At 72.1% G+C, this 21079-nt stretch carries 15 protein-coding genes; 8 read left to right on the top strand and 7 right to left on the bottom strand.

Annotated features, from left to right (window positions below):
• Positions 1-133: 133 nt before the first annotated feature.
• The 5 genes from IEZ11_RS05505 (at position 134) to IEZ11_RS05485 (ending at position 5125) form a co-directional block, all read left to right on the top strand.
• Positions 134-1201 carry an ABC transporter substrate-binding protein gene (locus IEZ11_RS05505; RefSeq protein ID WP_189261428.1) on the top strand — a complete coding sequence of 356 codons (1068 nt, stop codon included), beginning with the start codon at positions 134-136 and terminating at the stop codon, positions 1199-1201.
• Positions 1198-2043 carry an ABC transporter permease gene (locus IEZ11_RS05500; protein ID WP_189261427.1) on the top strand — a complete coding sequence of 282 codons (846 nt, stop codon included), beginning with the start codon at positions 1198-1200 and terminating at the stop codon, positions 2041-2043. The genes IEZ11_RS05505 and IEZ11_RS05500 overlap by 4 nt, the downstream gene beginning before the upstream one ends.
• Positions 2019-2732: an ABC transporter ATP-binding protein gene (locus tag IEZ11_RS05495; protein WP_189261426.1), complete on the top strand. Its 714-nt coding sequence runs from the start codon at positions 2019-2021 to the stop codon at positions 2730-2732. Before IEZ11_RS05500 ends, IEZ11_RS05495 begins: the two co-directional genes overlap by 25 nt.
• A 115-nt stretch (positions 2733-2847) precedes the next feature.
• Entirely contained in the window at positions 2848-4188 is a 1341-nt protein-coding gene (locus IEZ11_RS05490; protein WP_189261425.1) for an LLM class flavin-dependent oxidoreductase, read from the top strand.
• A 46-nt stretch (positions 4189-4234) separates the two neighbouring features.
• Positions 4235-5125 carry a TauD/TfdA dioxygenase family protein gene (locus tag IEZ11_RS05485; RefSeq protein WP_189261424.1) on the top strand — a complete coding sequence of 297 codons (891 nt, stop codon included), beginning with the start codon at positions 4235-4237 and terminating at the stop codon, positions 5123-5125.
• A gap of 207 nt (positions 5126-5332) precedes the next feature.
• Here IEZ11_RS05485 and IEZ11_RS05480 read toward each other — a convergent pair whose 3' ends face one another.
• Positions 5333-5995 (bottom strand): mycothiol-dependent nitroreductase Rv2466c family protein, encoded by a 663-nt coding sequence (locus IEZ11_RS05480; RefSeq protein ID WP_189261423.1) that lies wholly within the window; start codon positions 5993-5995, stop codon positions 5333-5335.
• A 136-nt stretch (positions 5996-6131) separates the two neighbouring features.
• Between IEZ11_RS05480 and pepN the strand changes: the two genes are divergently transcribed.
• Positions 6132-8717, top strand: a complete 2586-nt coding sequence (gene pepN, locus IEZ11_RS05475) for an aminopeptidase N (protein ID WP_189261422.1) — start codon at positions 6132-6134, stop codon at positions 8715-8717.
• 207 nt (positions 8718-8924) lie between these two features.
• Entirely contained in the window at positions 8925-9974 is a 1050-nt protein-coding gene (locus tag IEZ11_RS05470) for a hypothetical protein (RefSeq protein WP_189261421.1), read from the top strand.
• A gap of 124 nt (positions 9975-10098) precedes the next feature.
• Here the strand turns inward: IEZ11_RS05470 and IEZ11_RS05465 are convergent, their stop codons facing one another.
• From IEZ11_RS05465 to IEZ11_RS05440, 6 genes are all read right to left on the bottom strand, one after another.
• Positions 10099-11604 carry a DMT family transporter gene (locus IEZ11_RS05465; RefSeq protein WP_189261420.1) on the bottom strand — a complete coding sequence of 502 codons (1506 nt, stop codon included), beginning with the start codon at positions 11602-11604 and terminating at the stop codon, positions 10099-10101.
• Between the two features lie 221 nt (positions 11605-11825).
• Entirely contained in the window at positions 11826-13028 is a 1203-nt protein-coding gene (locus IEZ11_RS05460; RefSeq protein WP_189261740.1) for a glycosyltransferase, read from the bottom strand.
• A 310-nt stretch (positions 13029-13338) separates the two neighbouring features.
• Positions 13339-14496: an RNA polymerase sigma factor gene (locus IEZ11_RS05455; RefSeq protein ID WP_189261419.1), complete on the bottom strand. Its 1158-nt coding sequence runs from the start codon at positions 14494-14496 to the stop codon at positions 13339-13341.
• Positions 14496-14912 carry a YciI family protein gene (locus IEZ11_RS05450; protein ID WP_189261418.1) on the bottom strand — a complete coding sequence of 139 codons (417 nt, stop codon included), beginning with the start codon at positions 14910-14912 and terminating at the stop codon, positions 14496-14498. Before IEZ11_RS05450 ends, IEZ11_RS05455 begins: the two co-directional genes overlap by 1 nt.
• A gap of 121 nt (positions 14913-15033) precedes the next feature.
• Complete coding sequence (locus tag IEZ11_RS05445; RefSeq protein ID WP_189261417.1) at positions 15034-16812, bottom strand: TIGR03767 family metallophosphoesterase; 1779 nt, start codon at positions 16810-16812, stop codon at positions 15034-15036.
• Positions 16813-17056: 244 nt separating this feature from the next.
• On the bottom strand, positions 17057-17521 hold the full coding sequence (locus tag IEZ11_RS05440) for an NUDIX hydrolase (RefSeq protein WP_229712816.1): 465 nt from the start codon (positions 17519-17521) through the stop codon (positions 17057-17059).
• 209 nt (positions 17522-17730) lie between these two features.
• Between IEZ11_RS05440 and IEZ11_RS05435 the strand changes: the two genes are divergently transcribed.
• Complete coding sequence (locus tag IEZ11_RS05435; protein ID WP_189261416.1) at positions 17731-21045, top strand: S8 family serine peptidase; 3315 nt, start codon at positions 17731-17733, stop codon at positions 21043-21045.
• Positions 21046-21079: the final 34 nt, after the last annotated feature.

Here is a 21079-nt window from a genome sequence, read left to right as displayed (position 1 = left end):
TCGCACCCTCTGTTGCTGACGTCTTGACGCGCCCCGGGCGCGCATTTCTCTCTGCGTGAGATCTCTCTTTCCGGCCTTCCGTCGCCGGGAATTCGCCCTGCCTTTCTGCTGCTTTTCTCCCCGGAGCACTCCCATGCCTTCTGCGTCCCCTTCCGGCATCGACCGCCGGCTCTTCCTCACCTCACTGCTCGGCGCCTCGGCGGCCGTGGCCGGGCTGAGCGGCTGCGCGGGCGGCAGTGCCGCCGCCGACACCGCGGGCGCCTCGGCCGCTCCGCTGGCCGCCAAGGTCCCGGCGGGCACCAGTCTGAAGATCGCGTCGTATCTGAACACCCAGCAGCTGCAGTTCAGGCTGGCGAAGCTGCCGACGCTGCCGTTCACGGTGTCCAGCTGGGTGAACATCGGCGCCGGTCCCGATGTCATCAACGCGTTCCGCGCCAAGTCCCTGGATCTCGCGAACAACGCGGGCATCCCGCCGATCCAGGCGCAGTTCCAGGGTTTCGCGGCGAAGATCGTGGCGATCAACATCACCCGTAAGCCGAACTACCTGTTCGCCACCAAGCCGGGCAGTGACATCCGCACGGTCGCCGAATTCAAGGGAAGGAAGCTCGCCTTCTCCCAGGGGCAGGCCCAGGGTGTCGTACTGCTGCGGGCGCTCAAGGCGGCCGGGCTCGCCTACGGCGACGTGAAGCTGGTCCCGCTGACCAGCAACCAGTTCCTCACCGCCCTGCAGTCCGGTCAGGTGGACGTGGCCCCGCTCGCCAACACCCAGGCGCCGGCCTACCTCCAGCAGTACGGCTCGAAGGGCGCGCACACCATCGCCACCGACGTCGTCGACCTGCTCAACCTGCTGTGGGCGCCGCAGGCGGTGCTGAACGACAGGGCGAAGGCGGCCGCGGTCGCCGCGTACATCCCCGAGTGGGCCAAGGGCCTGGTCTGGCAGTGGGAGAACCCGGACACCTGGAACGAGGAGTTCTACGTCAAGACCCAGAACCTGACCCTCGCCCAGGCCCAGGGCATCACCAGGCTCGCCAACAAGCCGCTGTTCCCGCCCAGCTGGGACGAGGCGGTCAAGTGGGAGCAGGAGACCGCCGATCTGCTGGCGGAGGGCGGCTTCGTGAAGAAGACCGACGTCACCGGGCTCTTCGACCACCGCTTCGAGTCCATCGCCGCGAAGGCCGTACCGGCGGAGTACCGGAAATGACCGCCGTGACCACCGGCACCGTGCCGGTTCCCGTCGCGGAGGAGAAGGCGCACCGGGTCCGGCCGCGCCGCCGGCTCTCCCCCGGCCGCCGACTGCCCGCCGCCCGGCTGGCCGGTCCCCTCGTGGTCCTCGCCGCCTGGGCGATCGCCTCCGCCGCGGGACAACTGGACCCGGGCGCGATCCCGGCGCCCTGGACCGTCCTGGACACCGCCGTCCACCTGTGGACCGCCGGAACGCTGCGCACCGACATCCTGACCTCCGTGGAGCGGGCCGGGTACGGGTTCGCGATCGGCCTGACCGCCGGGGTGCTGCTGGCCCTGGCCGCCGGGCTCAGTCGCACCGGTGAGGCGCTGATCGACGGGACCGTGCAGATCAACCGCGCGATCCCCACCCTCGGCCTGATCCCGCTGTTCATCCTCTGGCTGGGCATCGGCGAGACCTTCAAGATCGCCATCATCGCGATCGTCGTCTACATCCCGGTCTACCTGAACACGCATGCCGCGTTGTCCGCCATCGACAGCCGCTACGTCGAACTCGCCGAGGTGCTGGACCTGTCGAGGGTCCGGTTCATCCGGGAGATCGTGATCCCCGGCGCGCTGCCCGGATTCTTCGTGGGGCTCCGGCTCGGCGTCACCGGCTCCTGGCTCGGCCTGGTCGTCCTGGAGCAGATCAACGCCACCAGCGGCCTCGGCTACATGATGTTCCAGGCCCAGAACTACGGGCGCAGCGACATCATCCTCGTCGGTCTGCTGATCTACGGCGTCTTCGGCCTCGTCTCCGACACCGTGGTCCGACTCGTCGAACGGAGGGTGCTGTCGTGGCGCCGCACACTGAGCAGCTGACCCGCCCCGCCGTCCGGCTGCGGGGACTGACCAGGTCGTTCGGGGACCGTACGGTCCTGGACGGCATCGACCTCGACCTGCCGGCCGGGCAGTTCACCGCCCTGCTCGGACACAGCGGCTCCGGCAAGTCCACCCTGCTGCGGGCCGTCGCCGGGCTCGACCACGGGGTCACCGGCAGCGGCGGACTCAGCGCCCCGGAACGGGTGTCGGTGGTCTTCCAGGACTCCCGGCTGCTGCCCTGGCGCCGGGTGCTGGACAACGTGGTGCTGGGGCTCGACGGCAAGGACGCCCACGGCAAGGGCCGGGCGGCGCTGACCGAGGTCGGGCTCGCGGGCCGCGAACGGGCCTGGCCGGGCGAGCTGTCCGGCGGCGAGGCACAGCGTGCCGCGCTCGCCCGGTCTCTGGTCCGCGAACCCGAACTGCTGCTCGCCGACGAGCCGTTCGGCGCCCTGGACGCGCTCACCCGGATCAGGATGCACCACCTGCTGCGCGAGCTGTGGAAACGGCACCGCCCGTCCGTGCTGCTCGTCACCCACGACGTCGACGAGGCGATCGCCCTCGCCGACCGGGTGCTCGTGCTGGAGCGGGGCCGGATCGGGCTCGACCTGACCGTGGACCATGACCGGCCGCGCGGGGAGTACCGGGGCCGGCTGCTGGCGGCGCTGGGCGTCACGGAGGACGTCGCGTGACCGTCGGTCGTGGTGACCGCCCCGGGGGCTGCCGCCCCCCGGACCCCCGCTTCGGCCTTCGGCCTCGTCCTCGAACGCCGGACGGGCTCAGGAAAAGACATGCAAAGGACCCCGTATGACCCGCCAGCTCCACCTCAACGCCTTCCTCATGACCACCGGCCATCACGAAGCCTCCTGGCGTCTCCCGGAGAGCGACCCCTACGCCCACGTCGACCTCGCGCACTACGCGGGGCTGGCCCGCACCGCCGAGCGCGGCACCTTCGACTCGCTCTTCCTCGCCGACGGGCCGCACCTGTGGGGCAGCGTCGCCCAGCGCCCCGCCGGGGCGCTGGAACCGCTCACCCTGCTCACCGCGCTGGCCACCGCCACCGAGCACATCGGCCTGATCGCCACCGCCTCCACCTCCTACAACTCCCCCTACAACCTGGCCCGCAGGTTCGCCTCGCTGGACATCATCAGCGGCGGCCGGGCCGGCTGGAACATCGTCACCACGGCGGGAGCGGAGGCGGCCCGCAACTTCGGCGTCGACGAGGAGCCCGCGCACGCCGAACGGTACGCACGGGCCGCCGAGTTCCTCGACGTGGCGCTGAAGCTCTGGGACAGCTGGGAGGACGACGCGATCGTCGCCGACAAGGCGGCCGGCGTCTGGGGCGACGACGCGAAGATCCACCCGCCCCGGCACCGCGGCACCTACTTCGGTGTCGAGGGCGCCCTCAACGTGCCGCGCAGCCCGCAGGGTTACCCGCTGCTGGTGCAGGCGGGCTCCAGCGAGGACGGCAAGGCGTTCGCGGCCCGGTACGCGGAGGCGGTGTTCACCGCGCAGCAGACCGTCGAGGAGGCGCGGGCCTTCTACGCCGACCTCAAGGCCCGGACGGCCGCCGCCGGACGCGACCCCGACCACGTCAAGGTGCTGCCCGGCATCGTCCCCGTGATCGGCTCGACCGAGGCCGAGGCGCGGGCGCACGAACAGCTCCTGGAGGACCACATCGTGCACCGGCACGGCGTGGCCAACCTGGAAGGGCTCCTCCGTCTCCCCGCGGGAACCCTGGAGCTGGACGCCCTGCTGCCCGCCGAACTGCCGCCCGAGGACGCCATCGAGGGCGCCAGGAGCCGCTACACGCTGGTCGTCGGACTCGCCCGCCGTGAGCGGCTCACCGTCCGGCAGCTGATCGGGCGGCTCGGCGGCGGCCGCGGGCACCTGACCTTCGCCGGCACCCCGGAGCAGGTGGCCGACGCGATCGAGACCTGGTTCACCCAGGGCGCCGCCGACGGCTTCAACATCATGCCGCCCGTACTGCCCTCCGGCCTGGAGACCTTCGTCGACCACGTGGTCCCGATCCTGCGCGCCCGCGGCCTGCTGCGCACCGCCTACGGCCCGCGCCGGACCCTGCGGGAGCGCTACGGCCTGCCGCGCCCCGCCAACCAGTACGCCGCTCCGGCACTCGCCACCGCCTGAGAACCCGCAAGCCCCTTCGCCCGAACGTCTGAAAGGACGCACCCGCATGTCCATCGAGATCCGCAAGGTCACCGCGCACATCGGCGCCCAGGTCCTGGGCGTGGACATCTCCGAGCCGCTCGACGCGGAGCAGGTCGCCGCGATCCGCGAGGCCCTGAACGTCCACAAGGCCCTGGTCTTCGACGACGTCCGCCTCGACGACGCGGGCCAGGAGGCCTTCGCCCGGCACTTCGGCGACCTCACCACCGCCCATCCGACGGTGCCCGCCGTCGACGGCGCCCCGAACGTGCTGCCCGTCGACAGCGAGCGCGGCCGGGCCAACCACTGGCACACCGACGTGACGTTCGTCCTCAACCCGCCCCAGGCCAGCACGCTGCGCTCGCTCACGGTCCCGCCGTACGGCGGCGAGACCCTGATCGCCAGTTCGGCCGCCGCCTACCGCGACCTGCCCGAGCCGCTGCGCGCGCTGGCCGACACGCTGTGGGCGGAGCACACCAACGACTACGACTACGCCGTACCGGACGAGGAGATCGACGAGGAGAAGGCCGCCCAGCGCGCCCAGTTCACGTCGATCAGGTTCCGCACGGTCCACCCGGTCGTCCGGGTGCACCCGCTGACCGGTGAACGCGGCCTGTTCGTCGGGGGGTTCGCGCAGCGGATCGCCGGTCTGTCGAAGGACGAGTCCCGCAAGGTCCTCGACCTGCTCCAGGCGTACGTCACCCGCCCCGAGAACATCCTGCGCCACCGCTGGTCCCCGAACCAGCTGGTCCTGTTCGACAACCGCATCACCCAGCACTACGCCGTCGACAACTACGACGGCGCGCCGCGCCGCCTCAACCGCGTCACCGTCGCCGGTGACGTGCCGGTCGGCATCGAGGGCAAGGAGAGCTACTCGATCGAGGGCGACGCGTCGCACTACACCTCCGTAGCCGAGTGAACGCATCGCGATGACGGGTACGTCCGGATGACGGGCGGCCTCTCCTGCCGAGCGGAGAGGCCGCCCGCACCGTGGGCGCTCCCGGCCCGTCCCGCCCATGGGACGAGCCGGGCCCATGCCGCGGCGCAGCACCCCGGCCGGCGCCGGCCGGCATGGTGGTGATCTTCGTCCCGTGCCCGGCGGGACGGCCGGGCACGGCGGGGTGGCCTACAGGTTGCTGAAGTCGGGGCCCTTGGTGCGGGTCCGCTTGATCTCGTAGAAGCCGGGGACGGAGGCGACCGCGACGGTGCCGTCCCACAGGCGGGCCGCCTCCTCGCCCTTGGGGGCGGGGGTGACGACCGGGCCGAAGAAGGCGATCTGCTCGCCGTCGGGGCCGGGGACCGCGATGACCGGGGTGCCGACGTCCTGGCCGACCCTGTCGATGCCCTCCTTGTGGGAGGCGCGCAGCTCGGCGTCGAACTCGAAGTCCTCCTGGTCGGCGTAGTCGATCAGGTCGGCGGGCAGGCCGACGTCCGCGAGCGCGCCCGCGACGGCCTCCACGGTCGGGCCCTCGCCGTTGTTGTGGATCCGGGTGCCGAGCGCCGTGTAGAGCGGGCCGAGGACGTCGGCGCCGTGCTTCTGCCAGGCCGCGGTGACCACCCGGATCGGCTTCCACGCCTTGGTCTCCAGCAGCTCGCGGTACTCCTCGGGCAGCTCGTCCAGCTTCGGCTCGTTGAGCACCGCGAGGCTCATGATGTGCCAGCGGACCTCGATGTCGCGGACCTTCTCCACCTCCAGGACCCACCGGGAGGTCATCCAGGCCCAGGGGCACAGCGGGTCGAACCAGAAGTCGACGGGGGTCTTGCCGGAGCCGGTCACGGTGTCGGACATGGTTCTCCTCGGAATACGGCCGTTTTCCAGCGGCAACACCCGCACCGGCCACCCCATTCCCGCTACCCGCCGTCAGGGGCGCATGGGAGGATCGGTGCTGTTCCGGCGTACCGACAACCATGAGGGAGTGCCGCCCGTGCCCGGTGAGAATCTGTCCCGCGACGAGGCCCGGGAGCGGGCCGCCCTGCTGTCGGTCGACGGATACGAGGTGTCACTGGACGTACGGTCCGCCGTCGGGGAGGCCCAGGACGAGCCGCGCACCTTCCGCTCGGTGACCACGATCCGCTTCCGCTGCAGCGAGCCGGGCGCGGCGAGCTTCGCCGACCTGATCGCACCGAGCGTGACCGCGGTGACACTGAACGGCAAGGACCTCGACCCCGGCGAGGTCTTCGACGGCACCCGGATCGCCCTGGAGGACCTGGCCGCGGAGAACGAGCTGGTGGTGGACGCCCGGTGCGCCTACTCCCGTACCGGCGAGGGCCTGCACCGGTTCGTCGACCCCGAGGACGGCGAGGTCTACCTCTACACGCAGTACGAGCCGGCCGACTCCCGCCGGGTCTTCGCGAACTTCGAGCAGCCGGACCTCAAGGCGCCGTTCCGCTTCGAGGTGCGGGCGCCCGGGGAGTGGACGGTGTGGAGCAACGGGGCGGGTGAACTCGCCGACGGCGTCTGGCGGTTCGCGGAGACGAAGCCGATCTCGACGTACATCACGTGCGTGGTGGCGGGGCCGTACCACTACGTGACGGACTCCTACTCCCGGACGTTCCCGGACGGCACGACGCTCGACATCCCGCTCGGCGCGCTGTGCCGCAAGGGCCTCGCCCCCTACTTCGACGCGGACGACGTCTTCCTCGTCACCAGGCAGGGGCTGGACTTCTTCCACGACCACTTCGACTACCCGTACCCGTTCGGCAAGTACGACCAGGCGTTCGTGCCCGAGTACAACCTCGGCGCGATGGAGAACCCGGGTCTGGTGACCTTCCGGGAGGAGTACATCTTCCGGGGCAAGGTGACCCAGGCGTCGTACGAGGCACGCGCCAACGTGATCCTGCACGAGATGGCGCACATGTGGTTCGGCGACCTGGTCACCATGGTGTGGTGGGACGACCTGTGGCTCAAGGAGTCCTTCGCGGACTTCATGGGCACCTTCGCGAACGTCGGCGCGACCCGCTTCCAGGGCGCCTGGACCACCTTCGCCAACCGCCGCAAGGCCTGGGCGTACCGCGCCGACCAGCTGCCCTCCACGCACCCGATCACGGCCGACATCCGCGACCTCCAGGACGCCAAGCTCAACTTCGACGGCATCACGTACGCCAAGGGAGCCTCGGTCCTCAAGCAGCTGGTGGCGTACGTCGGCCAGGACGCGTTCCTGGAGGGCGCCCGCCGCTATTTCAAGCGCAACGCGTACGGCAACACGCGCCTCGGCGACCTGCTGTCCGTCCTGGAGGAGACCAGCGGCCGGGACATGGGCGCCTGGGCCGGGAAGTGGCTCCAGACGGCGGGGGTGAACTCGCTGACCCCGCAGGTGCTCCTGGACGGGGACGGCAGGGTGGCCGAGCTGGCGGTGGTGCAGGAGGCCGCGGAGTCGCACCCGGAACTGCGGCCGCACCGGGTCGCGATCGGTCTGTACCGGCTGGCGGACGGCGATCTGGTCCGGTACGCGCGTGCGGAGGCGGACGTCGACGGCCCGCGCACGGTGATCGCGGAGCTGGCCGGCGCCGACGCCCCGGAGCTGGTCCTGGTCAACGACGACGACCTCACGTACTGCAAGATCCGCTTCGACGACACCTCGCTGGCGGCCCTGCGCGGCCACCTCGGCTCGCTCACCGACCCGCTGGCGCGGGCGCTGTGCTGGTCGGCGCTGTGGAACCTGACCAGGGACGCGCTGCTGCCGGCCCGGGACTTCGTCGACCTGGTGCTGCGGTTCGCGAACCGTGAGTCGGACATCGGTGTGCTCCAGATGCTCCAGGCGTGGGCGGAGTCGGCGCTGGTGCACTACGCGGCGCCCGAGTGGCGGGCGACGGGCGGGCGGCTGCTCGCCGAGGGCGCCCTGCGGGAGCTGCGGCAGGCGGCACCGGGCAGTGAGCACCAGCTGGCCTGGGCGCGGTTCTTCGCGTCGACGGCGGCGGACGGGCCCGACTTCGGGCTGCTCCAGGAGCTGCTGGCGGGTACGGCGACGATCGACGGCCTGGACGTCGACCAGGAGCTGCGCTGGGCGTTCCTGGAACCCCTCACCGCACACGGCGCCGCCGACGAGTCCGTCCTGGCGGCCGAACTGGCCCGGGACGACACCGCGTCCGGCAAGCGCCACCAGGTGCGCTGTCTGGCCGCCCGCCCGTCGGCGGCCGTGAAGGCGCAGGCGTGGGCCCAGGTCGTGGAGTCGCAGGCGCTGTCCAACGCGCTGGTGGAGGCGACGATCGCGGGCTTCGCGCAGCCCTCGCAGCGGCAGCTGCTGGCGCCGTACGCGGAGAGGTACTTCGAGGTCATCGCGCGGATCTGGGAGGACCGCTCGATCCAGATCGGCATGGACGTGGTCCGGGGTCTGTACCCGTCGTACCAGGACGGCCCGCAGACCCTGGCGGCGACGGACGCGTGGCTGACGGCCCACGCCGACGCGCCGCCGGCGCTGCGCCGGCTGGTCCTGGAGGCCCGCGACGACCTGGCACGGGCGCTGCGCGGACAGGAGTGCGACGCGCGGGCCGCAGCGGCCTCCGCGAGCTGACCTTTGGCCACGGGTCACCCTCCGGGTGACCGTTACGCAATTCATTCCATCATGGCCGTAACCCCTGGTCCCCACCCATCCGGACCAGGGGTTTCCGGTCCCTACTCGGCACCCGAACACCCGTCCTTTAGTACCGCCTTGTCCGCATTTATCGACGAACACGTAACACCGGTTAAGGACCCGGCCGGCCGCGGGAATCCCGAGGCCATGACCCACAACACCCCGCTCTCCCCCCGCCCCCTGCGCCACCTCCGCGACGTCCGCCGCCGGGTGCTGACGACGGCCCAGCTCCGCTCCCACGGCGTCGCGGCCACCGAGATCGCCGAACAGTGCCGGCCGGGCGGCCCCTGGCAGCAGCTGCTGCCGGGCGTGGTGCTGCTCCACCCCGGGCCGCCGACCAGCGAGGAACGGCTGCACGGAGCCCTGCTCTTCACGGCCCGCCAGCCGGCCCCGGGCGTCCCGGCACAGCCGGGCCCGGACTCCCCGCACCGCCCGGTCTACGCGGACGCGATGATCACCGGCCTGGCGGCGCTGACCCTGCACGGGTTCTCCGCCACCCCGCCGCTGCTCTCCCTGGACCACGTGGACGTCCTGGTCCCGCGGATGCGCCGGCTGCGCTCCACCTCCTTCGTCCGCGTGCTCCGCGCCCCGGCGCTGCCGGTCCCCGAGCAGCTGACGGGCCTCCCGGTCGCCCCGGTCCCGCGCGCCCTCGCGGACGCGGTGGCGGACCTCACCGACGCGGAGTCGGTACGGCGGCTGCTGACCGAGGCGGTGCGCGGCGGCCACTGCGAACCGGCGGCGGTGGTACGGGAACTGACCCAGGCGAAGCTGCTCTCCCGCCCGCACGTGGTGGACGCGGTCGACTCCCTGGTCGCCGAGGGCCGGGCCATCGCCGAGCAGCGTCTCTACCGGATGGTCCACGAGTACGGTCTCCCCGACCCGGTCTGGAACGTGGACCTGAGGCTGCCGGGCGGCCCCCACCTGGGCGGCCTCGACGCCTACTGGCCGGAGCAGGCGGTGGCCCTGGAACTGGACACCCGCGCACCGCGCCAAGGCCATCGGCAGGACGAGGACGCCCTGTGGTCCGAATACGCCCGCAAGCGGGAGCACCTGGAGCGGCTCGGCATCACGGTCGTGCACATCACCCCGAAGAAGCTCCGCGACACGATGGAACAGCAGGCGGCGGTGGTCCGTACGGCCCTGATGGCAGCGGACGACCGCGACCCGGCCGCGTACGTGGTGGTGCTCCCGCGCTGAACAACACCCCCGCAGGAGCGCCCCGTCAGGGGCGCGGGGCTGTGTCGACTGTCGACTGTGCGGCTGCCGCCTCGTGGGCGCGGCCAGCCACGACGGCGCGCCACGGCACCGTGCGGCCGAGCACTCAGGCGCGGGGCCCGGGAGAGGGCGGGACCGCCGGTTCGGAGGGGGACCGACGGCCTCGTCCCGGGTCGCGTCCGGCGTGCGGGAGCCCCCGCGCCGCGAGGTGGGCGTCGATCTCGCGGACGCCGCCGGACCACCGGCGGTGCTCGCGGGGGTCGTTCGGGTGACTCGCGTACATCTGCCGCAGGGCCGGGGCCAGTTCGCACGCCACGGCGTGGTCGTCCAGGCGCCGCCACTCGGTGAAGGCGTGCTCCAGGCAGAGCCGGGTCCGTACGGTGTCCCGCCGGGTCGCCTCCGCGTGGAAGCGGGCCGCGCTCAGCCACAGGCGGACGGCGAGGCGGCCGTCGCCGGTGAGGTGGGCGACGTGGGCGCGCACCTCGATCCAGTGGGTCGCCTCGGCCGACTTGGCGCCGTGCGACCGGACGGCGTGGTTCTCCGACCGCCGGATGGTGCGCTCCGCCTCGGTGAGCCTGCCCAGCCGGGCGTCGCGCCAGATCCCGTCGTGGACGTCCTCGGCCGGGGCCGGGGCCAGGATCGGGTGCTGCAACAGGGTGTGCAGACCGGCCCGGCCGTGCCCCGGCGGATCCGCCGCGGCGGGCGCACGCCGGGCGTCCCCGATCACCACGACGGCCACCCCGAGCATGATCATGACGAGTCCGGGCCAGGCCCCGGCGGTGGGCAGCTGCCCCAGCCAGAGCCGGCCGACCAGCGCCGCCATCGGCGCCTCCAACAGCAGCAGCACGCTGACCGCGGTCGCCGGTGCCCGGCCGAGGGCGAAGTTCAGCGAGAAGAGGCCCAGCAACTGCGGCAGCAGGAGCAGGCCCAGCAGGGCGTACCAGGCGTGGGCGGTGAAGGTGACCGGCGAGGTCCCCGTGACCAGGCACAGCAGCAGCATCTCGACGGTGCAGACCGAGAAGCACAGCACCGAGTACATCGGGGTGCTGACGTCGGGGCGGGCCTGCTCGCTCAGGGCGGTGTAGGCGGCCAGCGCGACGGCGCCGGCGAGGGCGAGGACGTCTCCGGTCACCGCGGCCGCACCGGTGCCGAGGTCGGCACCGCTCGCGACCACGGCCCCCGCCACCGACACCGCGAGCCCCGTCCACGCCGCCCGGGACGGGCGCCTGCCCTGCGCGGTCGCGATGAGGGCCTGCCACACCGGCTGGGTCGCCACCAGCCCGGTCGCCATCGCCACGCTGGTCAGCTGGGCGCCGGTCATGAAGGTGGCGAAGTGGGCGGCCAGCGCCGTCCCCGCGGCGAGGGCGAACAGGACCGCCCGCCGCTGCTCGCCGCGGACCAGTCCGCGCTGCCCGCTGAACACCCGGCGGACCTCACGGCGGCGCGCCAGCAGGAAGGCCGGGCCCAGGGTGCACAGGCCGAGGGCGTTGCGGCCGAACGCCAGCGCGAACGCGGGAGCCGCGGCGTAGGCGGTGAGGGGGGCGGTGGCGGAGAAGGCGAGGACGGTGACCAGGACGGCGGCACCGGAGACGGCGTCCAGTTTCGTTCGCATGGTGGTGGCTGAACCTCGGGTGGGGCGGCGGGTGGTGTCAGCACACCAGGGCCGCTTCCGCGGATCATTGCCGTACGCACCCCGACTCCGGGTACAGCAGGCTGTACCACGGCCCGCGTCCGGAGTGACCGGGACGAGCGACGCCGCCTCCGTGATACCGCGCCCCGCCCACCCCCACCGCCCGCGCTACGGTGGCGGGCCGGGCGGTGAGGGGTGAGGGGTCACTGGCCGCTGACGCCCGGGCGTAGTCCGTCGCGGACGTCGCCGACGACGTGGGCGAGGAGGTCGGCGTAGGCGGCGATCATCCGGGTGCGGCTGAACCGCTCGCGGCTCGCCGCCAGGGCCGGGGCGAAGAGTTCCCTGTCGGCCACCGCCGCCGACCAGGCGAAGGCGATCGCCTCGGGGTCGAAGGGCGTCACGAACCCGTGCCCCTCGACGATCGACGCGCTGTCGCCGACGTCCGTCGTGACCGGTACGGCGCCGCACATCATGCCCTCGATGAGGCAGAGCGGCGCGGCCTCGCCGGAGGCGGAGGTGAGGGCGACGACGTCGGAGCCGGCGTAGACGGTCTCCATGTCGTGCCGTACGCCGAGCAGGTGCACACGGTCGCCGAGGACGGCCCGGTCGGCGCCGAAGGCGACCTCGATGTCGGCCCAGAGCGCGGGGTTGTCCTCGGTCATCCCGGCCCCGCACACGACGACGTGCCCGCCGCCCTCACGGGCCAGCCAGGCCCTGGCCGCCCGCAGGAAGAGCGGCACGTTCTTCATGCCGGCGTACCGGGCGGCGAAGACGACCACGGGAGCGCCGGCGGGAATGCCGAGGGACTCGCGGAAGGCGAGCCGCAGCGCCGCGTCCGGCCGGAAGCGGAGCAGGTCGACCCCGTTCGGGATCACGTGCAGCAGCTCACCGGGGATCCCGGCGGCCTCGTACGCGTCCCGGGTGGACTCGGCGCAGCACACGCAGGCGACCACCGTGCCGTCGGCGATGGCGGCCTTGAGCTCGTCCAGCGCCTGGCCCTGGTTCTCCGGGTCGGAGCGGTGCAGGCAGACGACGACGGGGCGGCGGGGCAGTCCGGCCTGGTTGAGCAGCGCGAGGGGCTGCTCCTTCAGCGACAGGATGACGTCGGCGCCGGCCATCGCCCGCGCGGTGTCGGCCAGCTCGGGCCCGCTGAAAACCGACGCCGCGACGGTGCCGTCGACAAGGCCCGCGCTGCGGCCGAGCGACGTGACGTCGATGCCGCCGGCCGTGAGCGCGCGGTAGCAGGCGTCGTCCTCCATGCGTTGGGTGGTGGCTTCTCGGTGGACCTCACCGTGCACACTCAGCACACGGTGCCACTGCTGTCCGCCCTCTACCAGGCCGAGCAGCACATCACTGTGCACGATCCGGGCTCCCCCGGAGAAAAAGCCCTCGTAGACCGAGAGCACACGAAGTCCGAGCCGAACGCCCACACGAACACCTGCCTTGCACCAGATCGAGCCATCCCCGGGAACCTCGGGCTAGCCGATATGAGGCGGTACGGACGTTTCATTCGGATGAACGGAATGTCTCGGGCCGGAGTCGGCTGCGTTTACAGGGCGAGCGCCGGACCCCAGGTCGGCAACATCATTCCACTTCCCTCGCGGCCACCCTTCTGACCTGGGCTTTTACCAGGACTTCCGGATCCCCCGCGCCCTCCGTACGAGGGCCGTCGACGGCAAAAAAACGGCAAGCGAAACACCCGGACGCACGACGATGTCACCTGCCGCGGTCGGCGTCGAGCTGTGCGTTGAGATGCGCGGCCCGGCGGGTCAGGTGGTCGCGCTCGGCGAGGTTGGGGGCCTTGCGGGCCGCCTCGGCGTACAGCCGGGCCGCGGTCGTCCGGTCGCCGTCACGTTCGTGCAGGTAGGCGGCGACCGCGGTGTGCCGGGGCAGGGCGCTGTCCAGCCCGGCGAGGGCGGCGAGGCCGGCCCGGGGGCCGTCGGCCTCGCCGACGGCGACCGCCCGGTTGAGCCGGACGACCGGGCTGTCGGTGAGGCGGGCCAGTTCGTCGTACCACTCGACGATCTGCACCCAGTCGGTCTCCGCGGCGGTGGGCGCGTCCGCGTGCAGGGCGGCGATGGCGGCCTGGGCCTGGAACTCGCCGAGGCGGTCGCGGGCGAGGGCGCTCTGCAGGATCCCGACGCCCTCGGCGACCAGGCGGGTGTCCCACCGGCTCCGGTCCTGCTCGGCGAGGGGTACCAGGCTGCCGTCGGACGCGGTCCTGGCGGCCCGCCGGGCGTGGTGGAGCAGCATGAGGGCGAGCAGTCCGGCCGCCTCGGGGTGGTCGACGGCGGCCGCGAGCTGCCGGGTGAGCCGGACGGCCTCGGCGGCGAGGTCGACGTCGCCGGAGTAGCCCTCGTTGAAGACCAGGTAGAGGACGCGCAGCACGGTGGCGACGTCGCCGGGCCGGTCGAGGCGGACGCCGGAGACGGTGCGCTTGGCGCGGCTGATGCGCTGCGCCATGGTCGCCTCGGGCACCAGGTAGGCGCGGGCGATCTGCCGGGTGGTGAGCCCGCCGACGGCGCGCAGGGTGAGCGCGACCGCGGCGGACGGGCTGAGGGCGGGGTGGGCACAGAGGAAGTACAGCCGGAGGGTGTCGTCGGCCGCGGGGACCGGGCCGGGCGACGGTTCCTCGTCCACGCGGTCCTCGCGCCGGCGGCGGGCGGTGTCCGCGCGGGCCGCGTCGAGGAACCGCCGCCAGGCCACGGTGACCAGCCAGCCCTTCGGGTCCCGCGGCGGGTCGGCGGGCCAGACCCGGACCGCCTCGACCAGGGCCTCCTGCACGGCGTCCTCGGCCGCCGCGAAGTCGGCTCCGCGGCGGACGAGGACGGTGAGCACGCCCGGGGTGAGGCTCCTGAGCAGGACCTCGTCCATCAGTGACAGGACTCCGTGGAGTTCGGCGGCGCGGCCAGGAACGGGCGCACCTCCAGCCACTCGTGGATCGGCTTCCCGCCCGCCCCGGGGGCGGCCGACAGTTCACCGGCGAGCTCCACGGCGCGCTCCTGGCTGTCGACGTCGATCACCATCCAGCCGGCGATGAGGTCCTTGGTCTCGGCGAACGGGCCGTCGGTGACCGGCGGGCGCCCCTCGCCGTCGGACCGGACCCACATCCCGTCGGGGGCGAGGGCCTGGCCGTCGACGAACTCGCCGGTCTTCTCCAGCCTGGCCGCGAAGTCGTTCATGTACCGGATGTGGGCGGAGATCTCCTCGGGCGTCCACCGGTCCATCGGCACGTCGTTGACCGCGGCCGGGGCGCCCCGGTAGTGCTTCAGCAGCAGGTACTTGGCCATGGTGGTTCTCCTCGGTGCTGGTGCGACCCATTGTGGCCGCCTTCACCCCGGGGACGGAGCCGGCCACGGGATCTCGACATCACCGTCCGGAATTTTTTTCCGGACCCCGTGGCCGGTGCTGTCAGCCCTTTTTCAGTACCAGCTCCGTGTTCCGGTCCGCCGCGCTGCCGCCCAGTACCTTGCTGGCACCGGGTGCGTTGAAGGCCAGCTCGCGGTAGAGGGCGGCGAGGCCGGTCTGGGAGAGGTCGGAGAAGTCCGTGCGGTGCGGGGCGGCGGACTCGATCAGGGTGGTGAACAGGGAGATCGTGCCGTCCTTGTTGTCCGCCAGCTCGACGACCCGGGCCAGCTGGGGGTAGTCGACGTGCGAGGCGGTGGTGATCTCCCAGAAGGAGTTGCCGTTCGAGGCCTTGTGCGGGGTGATGAGGTTGCGGTGGATGTGGCCGTTCACCCAGGCCAGCACGCCCGCGTGGCGGTTGAGCAGGGTGACCAGCTCGGCGCCCGTTTGGCGGCCGTCGCTCGGGTGGGCCGGGTCCGGGCGGGTGTTGGTCATCGTCTGGCTGGTGTGGTGGCTGAAGACGACCGCGTAGGAGTCCTTGTTCTCCTTCAGGGTCTGTTCCAGCCAGGCCAGCTGGGTCGTTCCGATCGATCCGTCGTAGTGGCCGCCCGCGTCCGTCGTGTCCAGGCTGATGCCGATGACGTCGTCGGAGATGCGGAAGGCGTAGTACTGGGTGCCCGCGGCCACGTTGGCGGTCGAGTAGCCGTGGCCGGCCGGGCCGAGGCCCTGGTAGGCCGGGTCCAGGTGGGCCTTGAGGTAGTCGGCCGAGGTGTACGGGGCGCGCTTCTCGTCGGCGGTGACCGAGCGCATCGACCGGGCGTGGGCCTTCAGGAAGTCGCGGTAGCCGCTGCCCTTGGGGTCCTTGGCGGTGCGGATGGCGTCCTGGAGCTTCTTGGCCTCGGCGTCGGTCACCGTCATCAGCTTCTTGCCGCCGATCGCGGCCGCGGCGAGATAGGGGTCGGCGTGCGAGCCGAAGCAGCCGAGCGGCAGGGCGTCGTGGTTGCCGACCGTGGAGTACCAGGGGAGGTTGAGGCCGGGGCTCTTGACCTCGCGGATCGCGGCGGCCAGGTAGCCGGCGAGATGCGGGAAGCCGAGCGCCTTGTCCTGGTCGCGGACGGTCGAGGAGGCCTGCCAGTACTGCTTGAGGCCGCTGTTCTGGACGCCCTCGTAGTGCCTCGGGTCACCGGTGTTGGGGGTGATCCGGCCGCCGCTCATCACCTTCATGAACCACTCCAGTTCGGAGTGGGCGTTGTTGTCGGTGTTGTCGCCGGTCGTCATCACGAAGTGCAGCGGCGAGCCGGTGACCGGGGCGCCGCGCAGCGCGTTGACCCGTTCGACGAGCGAGATGGCGCCGGGCACGGTGAGCGCCTCGTGCGGGCGCCAGGCGTGCGGGTCGTGGGCGCGCAGGAACTCCAGGCGCAGCGGGTGCTGGACGTCCATCAGGTGCAGGTCGGTGAACTGCACGAAGGCGGCGAGCGCGGTACGGCGGTTCGCGCGGCCGGACTTGGCGGCGGCGAGGTCGGAGCGCACCGCGCGGGCCCAGCCGGCGCCGTCGCCGAGCCGCCGGTAGCCGGAGCTGCCCCGGGGCGCGGCGACGGAGGCGAGGGTGGTGCCCTTGGTGTAGGGGGCGAGGGGTGCCGCGGCGGCCCGGCGGCCCTCGGCGACCGGCTGCTGCTCCTCGGCCGCGGCGGGGGCGGCCTCGCTGTCGGTGGGACGCAGGGCGTAGCCGACGCCCACGGAGAGCGTGACGGCTCCGGCGGCGGCGAGCACGGTACGGCGGTTGATCTCCAGTGCCTCGCGGCCCTTGTGGGCCGCGGAGGTGGCGACAGAGCGTATGCGCGACATGGCGCGATCTCCCCGAGTACGAACGCGTCGGCAGTGGTCACGGGCGATCGCTTCCGCGAACTTCCCGCTCACTCTGGATCGTTGGCATCGGGGGTGACCTGTGCGTGAACGCGACGGCAACGCGCAGCGCCGATCACCGTACGTGGATCAGGCGAGGTGGGGACCGGTCATGGAGCGGATGACGGACGTCCGGGACCCGGTTGCTCGGCGTTCATCTGCCGGGGTAGGGGTGGGTCTCCGGCGCTTACGACTGCTCTTGTGCAAACCGCCCCGCCGCCGGCCTCTCCCGCCACAGGCGCAGCGCGACGTCGACCAGTCGGATGTGCCTCAGGGACGGTACGGCGTCCAGGTCGTGCCAGGCGGCCATGTCGGTGGAGCCGTCGACCTCGTTGCGCAGTTCGCCGCCGACGATGTCGCCGGTGTAGACGATCCGCACGCCGTGGTGGTCGGTGGCGGGGCGCCGCAGTCCCGCGCGGGGGAAGCGGAGGCGGTTGGAGTCGATGCCCAGCAGGCCGGTCACCTCGATGCGGTAGCCGGTCTCCTCCATGAGTTCGCGGCGGACCGTGTCGTACGGGTCCTCGCCGTGCTCCATGCCGCCACCGGGCAGGACCCACTCGGGTGTGCCGTCGTCGGCGGGTGACCGGGCGAGCAGGATCCGGCCGTCACGGACACACACGGCGTAGGCCGCCACCCTGAGCTTCTCGCGCACATCGGCACGTTAGGGCCCGGGACGTGCGGTGGCCACCGGGTTTTCCCGGACCGGACCGCGGGGTGACCGGGGGTTTTCCCCATACGTTCATATCGATTCGGTCAACGTTCCCCAAAGTCCTTTCCCTTGGGAAAAGCTGTGCGACCAAGCGCCGGTCATGACCATGTCCGGTCGCTCCACGCTCGTTCCTTTACCTACAAGGGATGCAGATGACCCTCAGCCCCCAGCACGACCCGATACCGGGCCACAGACGCCTGGGCCGGACAGCCGTCGCCGTCGGTGTCGTGGCCGTGCTCTGCGCCGCCGGGCCGGTACCCCTGGCCGCCGCCGTCACCCCGGCCCCCGCCGCCACCGCCGACCCCGGCGTCAAGTCGGCCCACGACAAGCTCGGTTCGGACGACGCCGCGCTGCTCGCCGAGGCCAGGTCCACCGGCGCCAAGAACGTCACGATGATGATCGCGACCGCGCCGGGACGGACCGAGCAGGTCGCCGAGGAGCTGGACGCGGTCAAGGGCGGCTCGGTGGGCCGTACGTACGACAGGCTCGGCTACGTCCGGGCCACCGTCCCGACCGGGCGGGCGGACTCGGCGATCGCCGCCGCCGCGAAGCTGTCCTCGGTGCACGCGATCGACCTGCGCCAGGAGATCCGGCTCGACGACCCGACGGCGACCGGCTCCGAGGCGAAGACCGGCAAGACCGCCAAGGCCGCGAAGACCGTCTACTCGGGGCCCGACAAGAACACCCCGGCCGCGAACCCCTACAACCCGTCCTTCGAGACGGGTGCCGTCGATTTCGTCAAGGAGCACCCGAAGGCGGACGGCCGGGGCGTCACCATCGGCATCCTGGACTCCGGCGTGGACCTCGGCCACCCGGCGCTGCAGAAGACCACCACGGGCGAGCGGAAGATCGTCGACTGGGTGACGTCGACCGACCCGATCGTCGACAGCGACCAGACCTGGCGGCCGATGGTCACGGCCGTGTCCGGTCCGAGCTTCACCTACGGGGGCAGGAGGTGGACGGCGCCCGCCGGGTCGTACCAGATCAGCACCTTCAAGGAGTCGTACACCACGGGCGGCGACGCGGCCGGTGACGCCAACCGGGACGGGGACACCACCGACAGCTGGGGCGTGCTCTACGACCCGGCGGCCGGCACGGTCACCGTCGACCTGAACAACAACAACGACTTCTCCGACGACACGCCGATGAAGCCGTACAAGGACGGCTACCAGATCGGCTACTTCGGCACCGACAACCCGGCGACCGACGTCGTCGAGCGGCAGCCGTTCGTCGTGCAGATCCGCAAGGACGTACCCATGGACCCGTACGGCGGGGACTGGGTCGGCAAGACGGCCGACTTCGTCAACATCGGGGTCATCGAGTCCGAGCACGGCACCCACGTCGCCGGCATCACCGCGGCCAACGGCCTGTTCGGCGGAAAGATGAACGGCGCGGCCCCCGGTGCGAAGATCGTCTCCTCGCGGGCCTGCACCTGGAGCGGCGGCTGCACCAACGTCGCCCTCACCGAGGGCATGATCGACCTGGTCGCCAACCGGGGCGTGAACATCGTGAACATGTCGATCGGCGGCCTCCCGGCGCTGAACGACGGCAACAACGCGCGCGCCGAGCTGTACACGCGGCTCATCGACACCTACGGCGTGCAGCTCGTGATCTCGGCGGGGAACTCCGGCCCGGGTGCGAACACCATCGGCGACCCCGGTCTGGCCGACAAGGTGATCTCGGTCGGCGCGGGCATCTCCCGGGACACCTGGGCCGCCAACTACGGCTCGCAGGTGACCACCAAGTACCAGCTGCTGCCCTTCTCCTCGCGCGGACCGCGGGAGGACGGCGGCTTCACGCCGACCCTGGTGGCACCGGGCGCCGCGATCAACACCACCCAGACCTGGCTGCCGGGCTCCCCGGTCGCCGAGTCCGGCTACACCCTGCCGGCCGGCTACTCGATGCTCCAGGGCACCTCGATGGCGTCCCCGCAGGCGGCGGGCGCGAGCGCGCTGCTGCTGAGCGCCGCGAAGGAGAAGGGCATCGCCCTCTCCCCCGCCGACCTGCGCACGGCGCTGACCTCGACCGCCCGCCACATCAAGGGTGTTCAGGCCTACGAGGAGGGTGCGGGCCGGATCGACATCGTCGACGCGTGGGAGTCGATCCGCGACCACGCCACCGCGCACGACTACACCGTCAAGGCGCCGGTCGACACCGCGCTGGACTCCGCGCTGAAGACCCCGGGCTACGGCACCGGCCTGTACGACCGCGAGGGCGGCCTGAAGGCCGGGCAGAAGAAGACGTACGACGTCACGATCGTGCGGACCTCCGGCTCCGACAAGGCGATCCGGCACGAGCTGCGCTTCCGGAACAACGCCGGGCACACCTTCAAGGTCCTCGGCCCGGACGAGGTGAAGCTGCCGCTGAACCAGCCGGTGACGGTCAAGGTGCAGGCGAAGCCGAAGAGTTCGGGCATCAAGTCCGCGATCCTGGAGGTCGACGACCCGCGGACCGAGGGCGTCGACAAGCAGATCCTGACCACCGTCGTGGTGTCGGCCCCCGTCGACTACAGCTACTCGGCGTCGGGTTCGGTGCAGCGCAACAGCTCCACGTCGTACTTCGTGACCGTGCCCGAGGGCGCCGAGTCCCTGGAGGTCGCGATCGGCGGGCTCGCCGACAGGAGCCAGACGCGGTTCATCGCCATCCACCCGTACGGCGTCCCGGTCGACAACACCGGCACCCCGTACTGCTACAACAACTATCTGAACGGCAACGGCTGTACGCCCGACGTCCGTTCGTACGCCGACCCGCAGGCCGGGGTCTGGGAGATCGAGGTCGAGGCGCGCCGCACCTCGCCGCTGCTCGACAACCCGTACAAGCTGGGCGTCACCGTGCTCGGCGCGGCCTTCGACCCGGAGACCGTGACCGTGCCCGAGGCCAGGGTCGGCACCCCGGTCACCGCCTCCTGGAAGGTGACCAACAGGTTCGCCGCCCTCGACGGCAAGCTGGTCGGCGGCCCGCTCGGCTCCTCGAAGACCACCCGCCCGGCCGTCAGGGAGGGCGAGACCCAGACCACGACGGTGACCGTGCCGGCCGGCGCGACCTCGCTGGACGTGGCGATCGGCAACGTCTCGGACGCCTCGGCGGACCTGGACCTGACCGTGTACGACGCGTCCGGCAAGCAGGTCGCGCAGTCCGCCGACGGCGACTCGGAGGAGGCGGTCTCCATCGCCTCGCCCGCCGCCGGGACCTACACGATCGAGGTCGTGGGGTACTCGGTCCCGTCCGGCTCCACCGACTACGACTACCGGGACGTGTTCTTCTCCGCCGCGCTCGGTTCCGTCACGGTCGACGGGGCCACGCCGGTCAGGCTCGGCACGGGTGCCTCGGCCACGGTGACCGGCCAGGTCACGGCGGCCGCGGCGGCCCCCGAGGGACGTGAGTTCTTCGGCCGGGTCCAGCTGGTCAACGCGCGCGGCACGGCCGCGGGCACCGGCAGCGTGAAGATCGAGAAGGTCACGCAGTAGGCGGCAACCGCGGTGACGGGGGCGGGCGTCCTGC

Origin of the sequence: Streptomyces fuscichromogenes (assembly GCF_014645815.1) — a bacterium.
Taxonomy (GTDB): domain Bacteria; phylum Actinomycetota; class Actinomycetes; order Streptomycetales; family Streptomycetaceae; genus Streptomyces; species Streptomyces fuscichromogenes.
This window is presented reverse-complemented; position numbering and strand designations above follow the sequence as displayed.

Excerpts from the sequence above, each read along its gene's own strand:
- IEZ11_RS05505 (WP_189261428.1), top strand. The coding sequence starts at position 134 with ATGCCTTCTGCGTCCCCTTCCGGCATCGACCGCCGGCTCTTCCTCACC.
- IEZ11_RS05500 (WP_189261427.1), top strand. The coding sequence starts at position 1,198 with ATGACCGCCGTGACCACCGGCACCGTGCCGGTTCCCGTCGCGGAGGAG.
- IEZ11_RS05490 (WP_189261425.1), top strand. The coding sequence starts at position 2,848 with ATGACCCGCCAGCTCCACCTCAACGCCTTCCTCATGACCACCGGCCAT.
- IEZ11_RS05485 (WP_189261424.1), top strand. The coding sequence starts at position 4,235 with ATGTCCATCGAGATCCGCAAGGTCACCGCGCACATCGGCGCCCAGGTC.
- IEZ11_RS05480 (WP_189261423.1), bottom strand. The coding sequence starts at position 5,995 with ATGTCCGACACCGTGACCGGCTCCGGCAAGACCCCCGTCGACTTCTGG.
- IEZ11_RS05470 (WP_189261421.1), top strand. The coding sequence starts at position 8,925 with ATGACCCACAACACCCCGCTCTCCCCCCGCCCCCTGCGCCACCTCCGC.
- IEZ11_RS05465 (WP_189261420.1), bottom strand. The coding sequence starts at position 11,604 with ATGCGAACGAAACTGGACGCCGTCTCCGGTGCCGCCGTCCTGGTCACC.
- IEZ11_RS05455 (WP_189261419.1), bottom strand. The coding sequence starts at position 14,496 with ATGGACGAGGTCCTGCTCAGGAGCCTCACCCCGGGCGTGCTCACCGTC.
- IEZ11_RS05450 (WP_189261418.1), bottom strand. The coding sequence starts at position 14,912 with ATGGCCAAGTACCTGCTGCTGAAGCACTACCGGGGCGCCCCGGCCGCG.
- IEZ11_RS05445 (WP_189261417.1), bottom strand. The coding sequence starts at position 16,812 with ATGTCGCGCATACGCTCTGTCGCCACCTCCGCGGCCCACAAGGGCCGC.
- IEZ11_RS05435 (WP_189261416.1), top strand. The coding sequence starts at position 17,731 with ATGACCCTCAGCCCCCAGCACGACCCGATACCGGGCCACAGACGCCTG.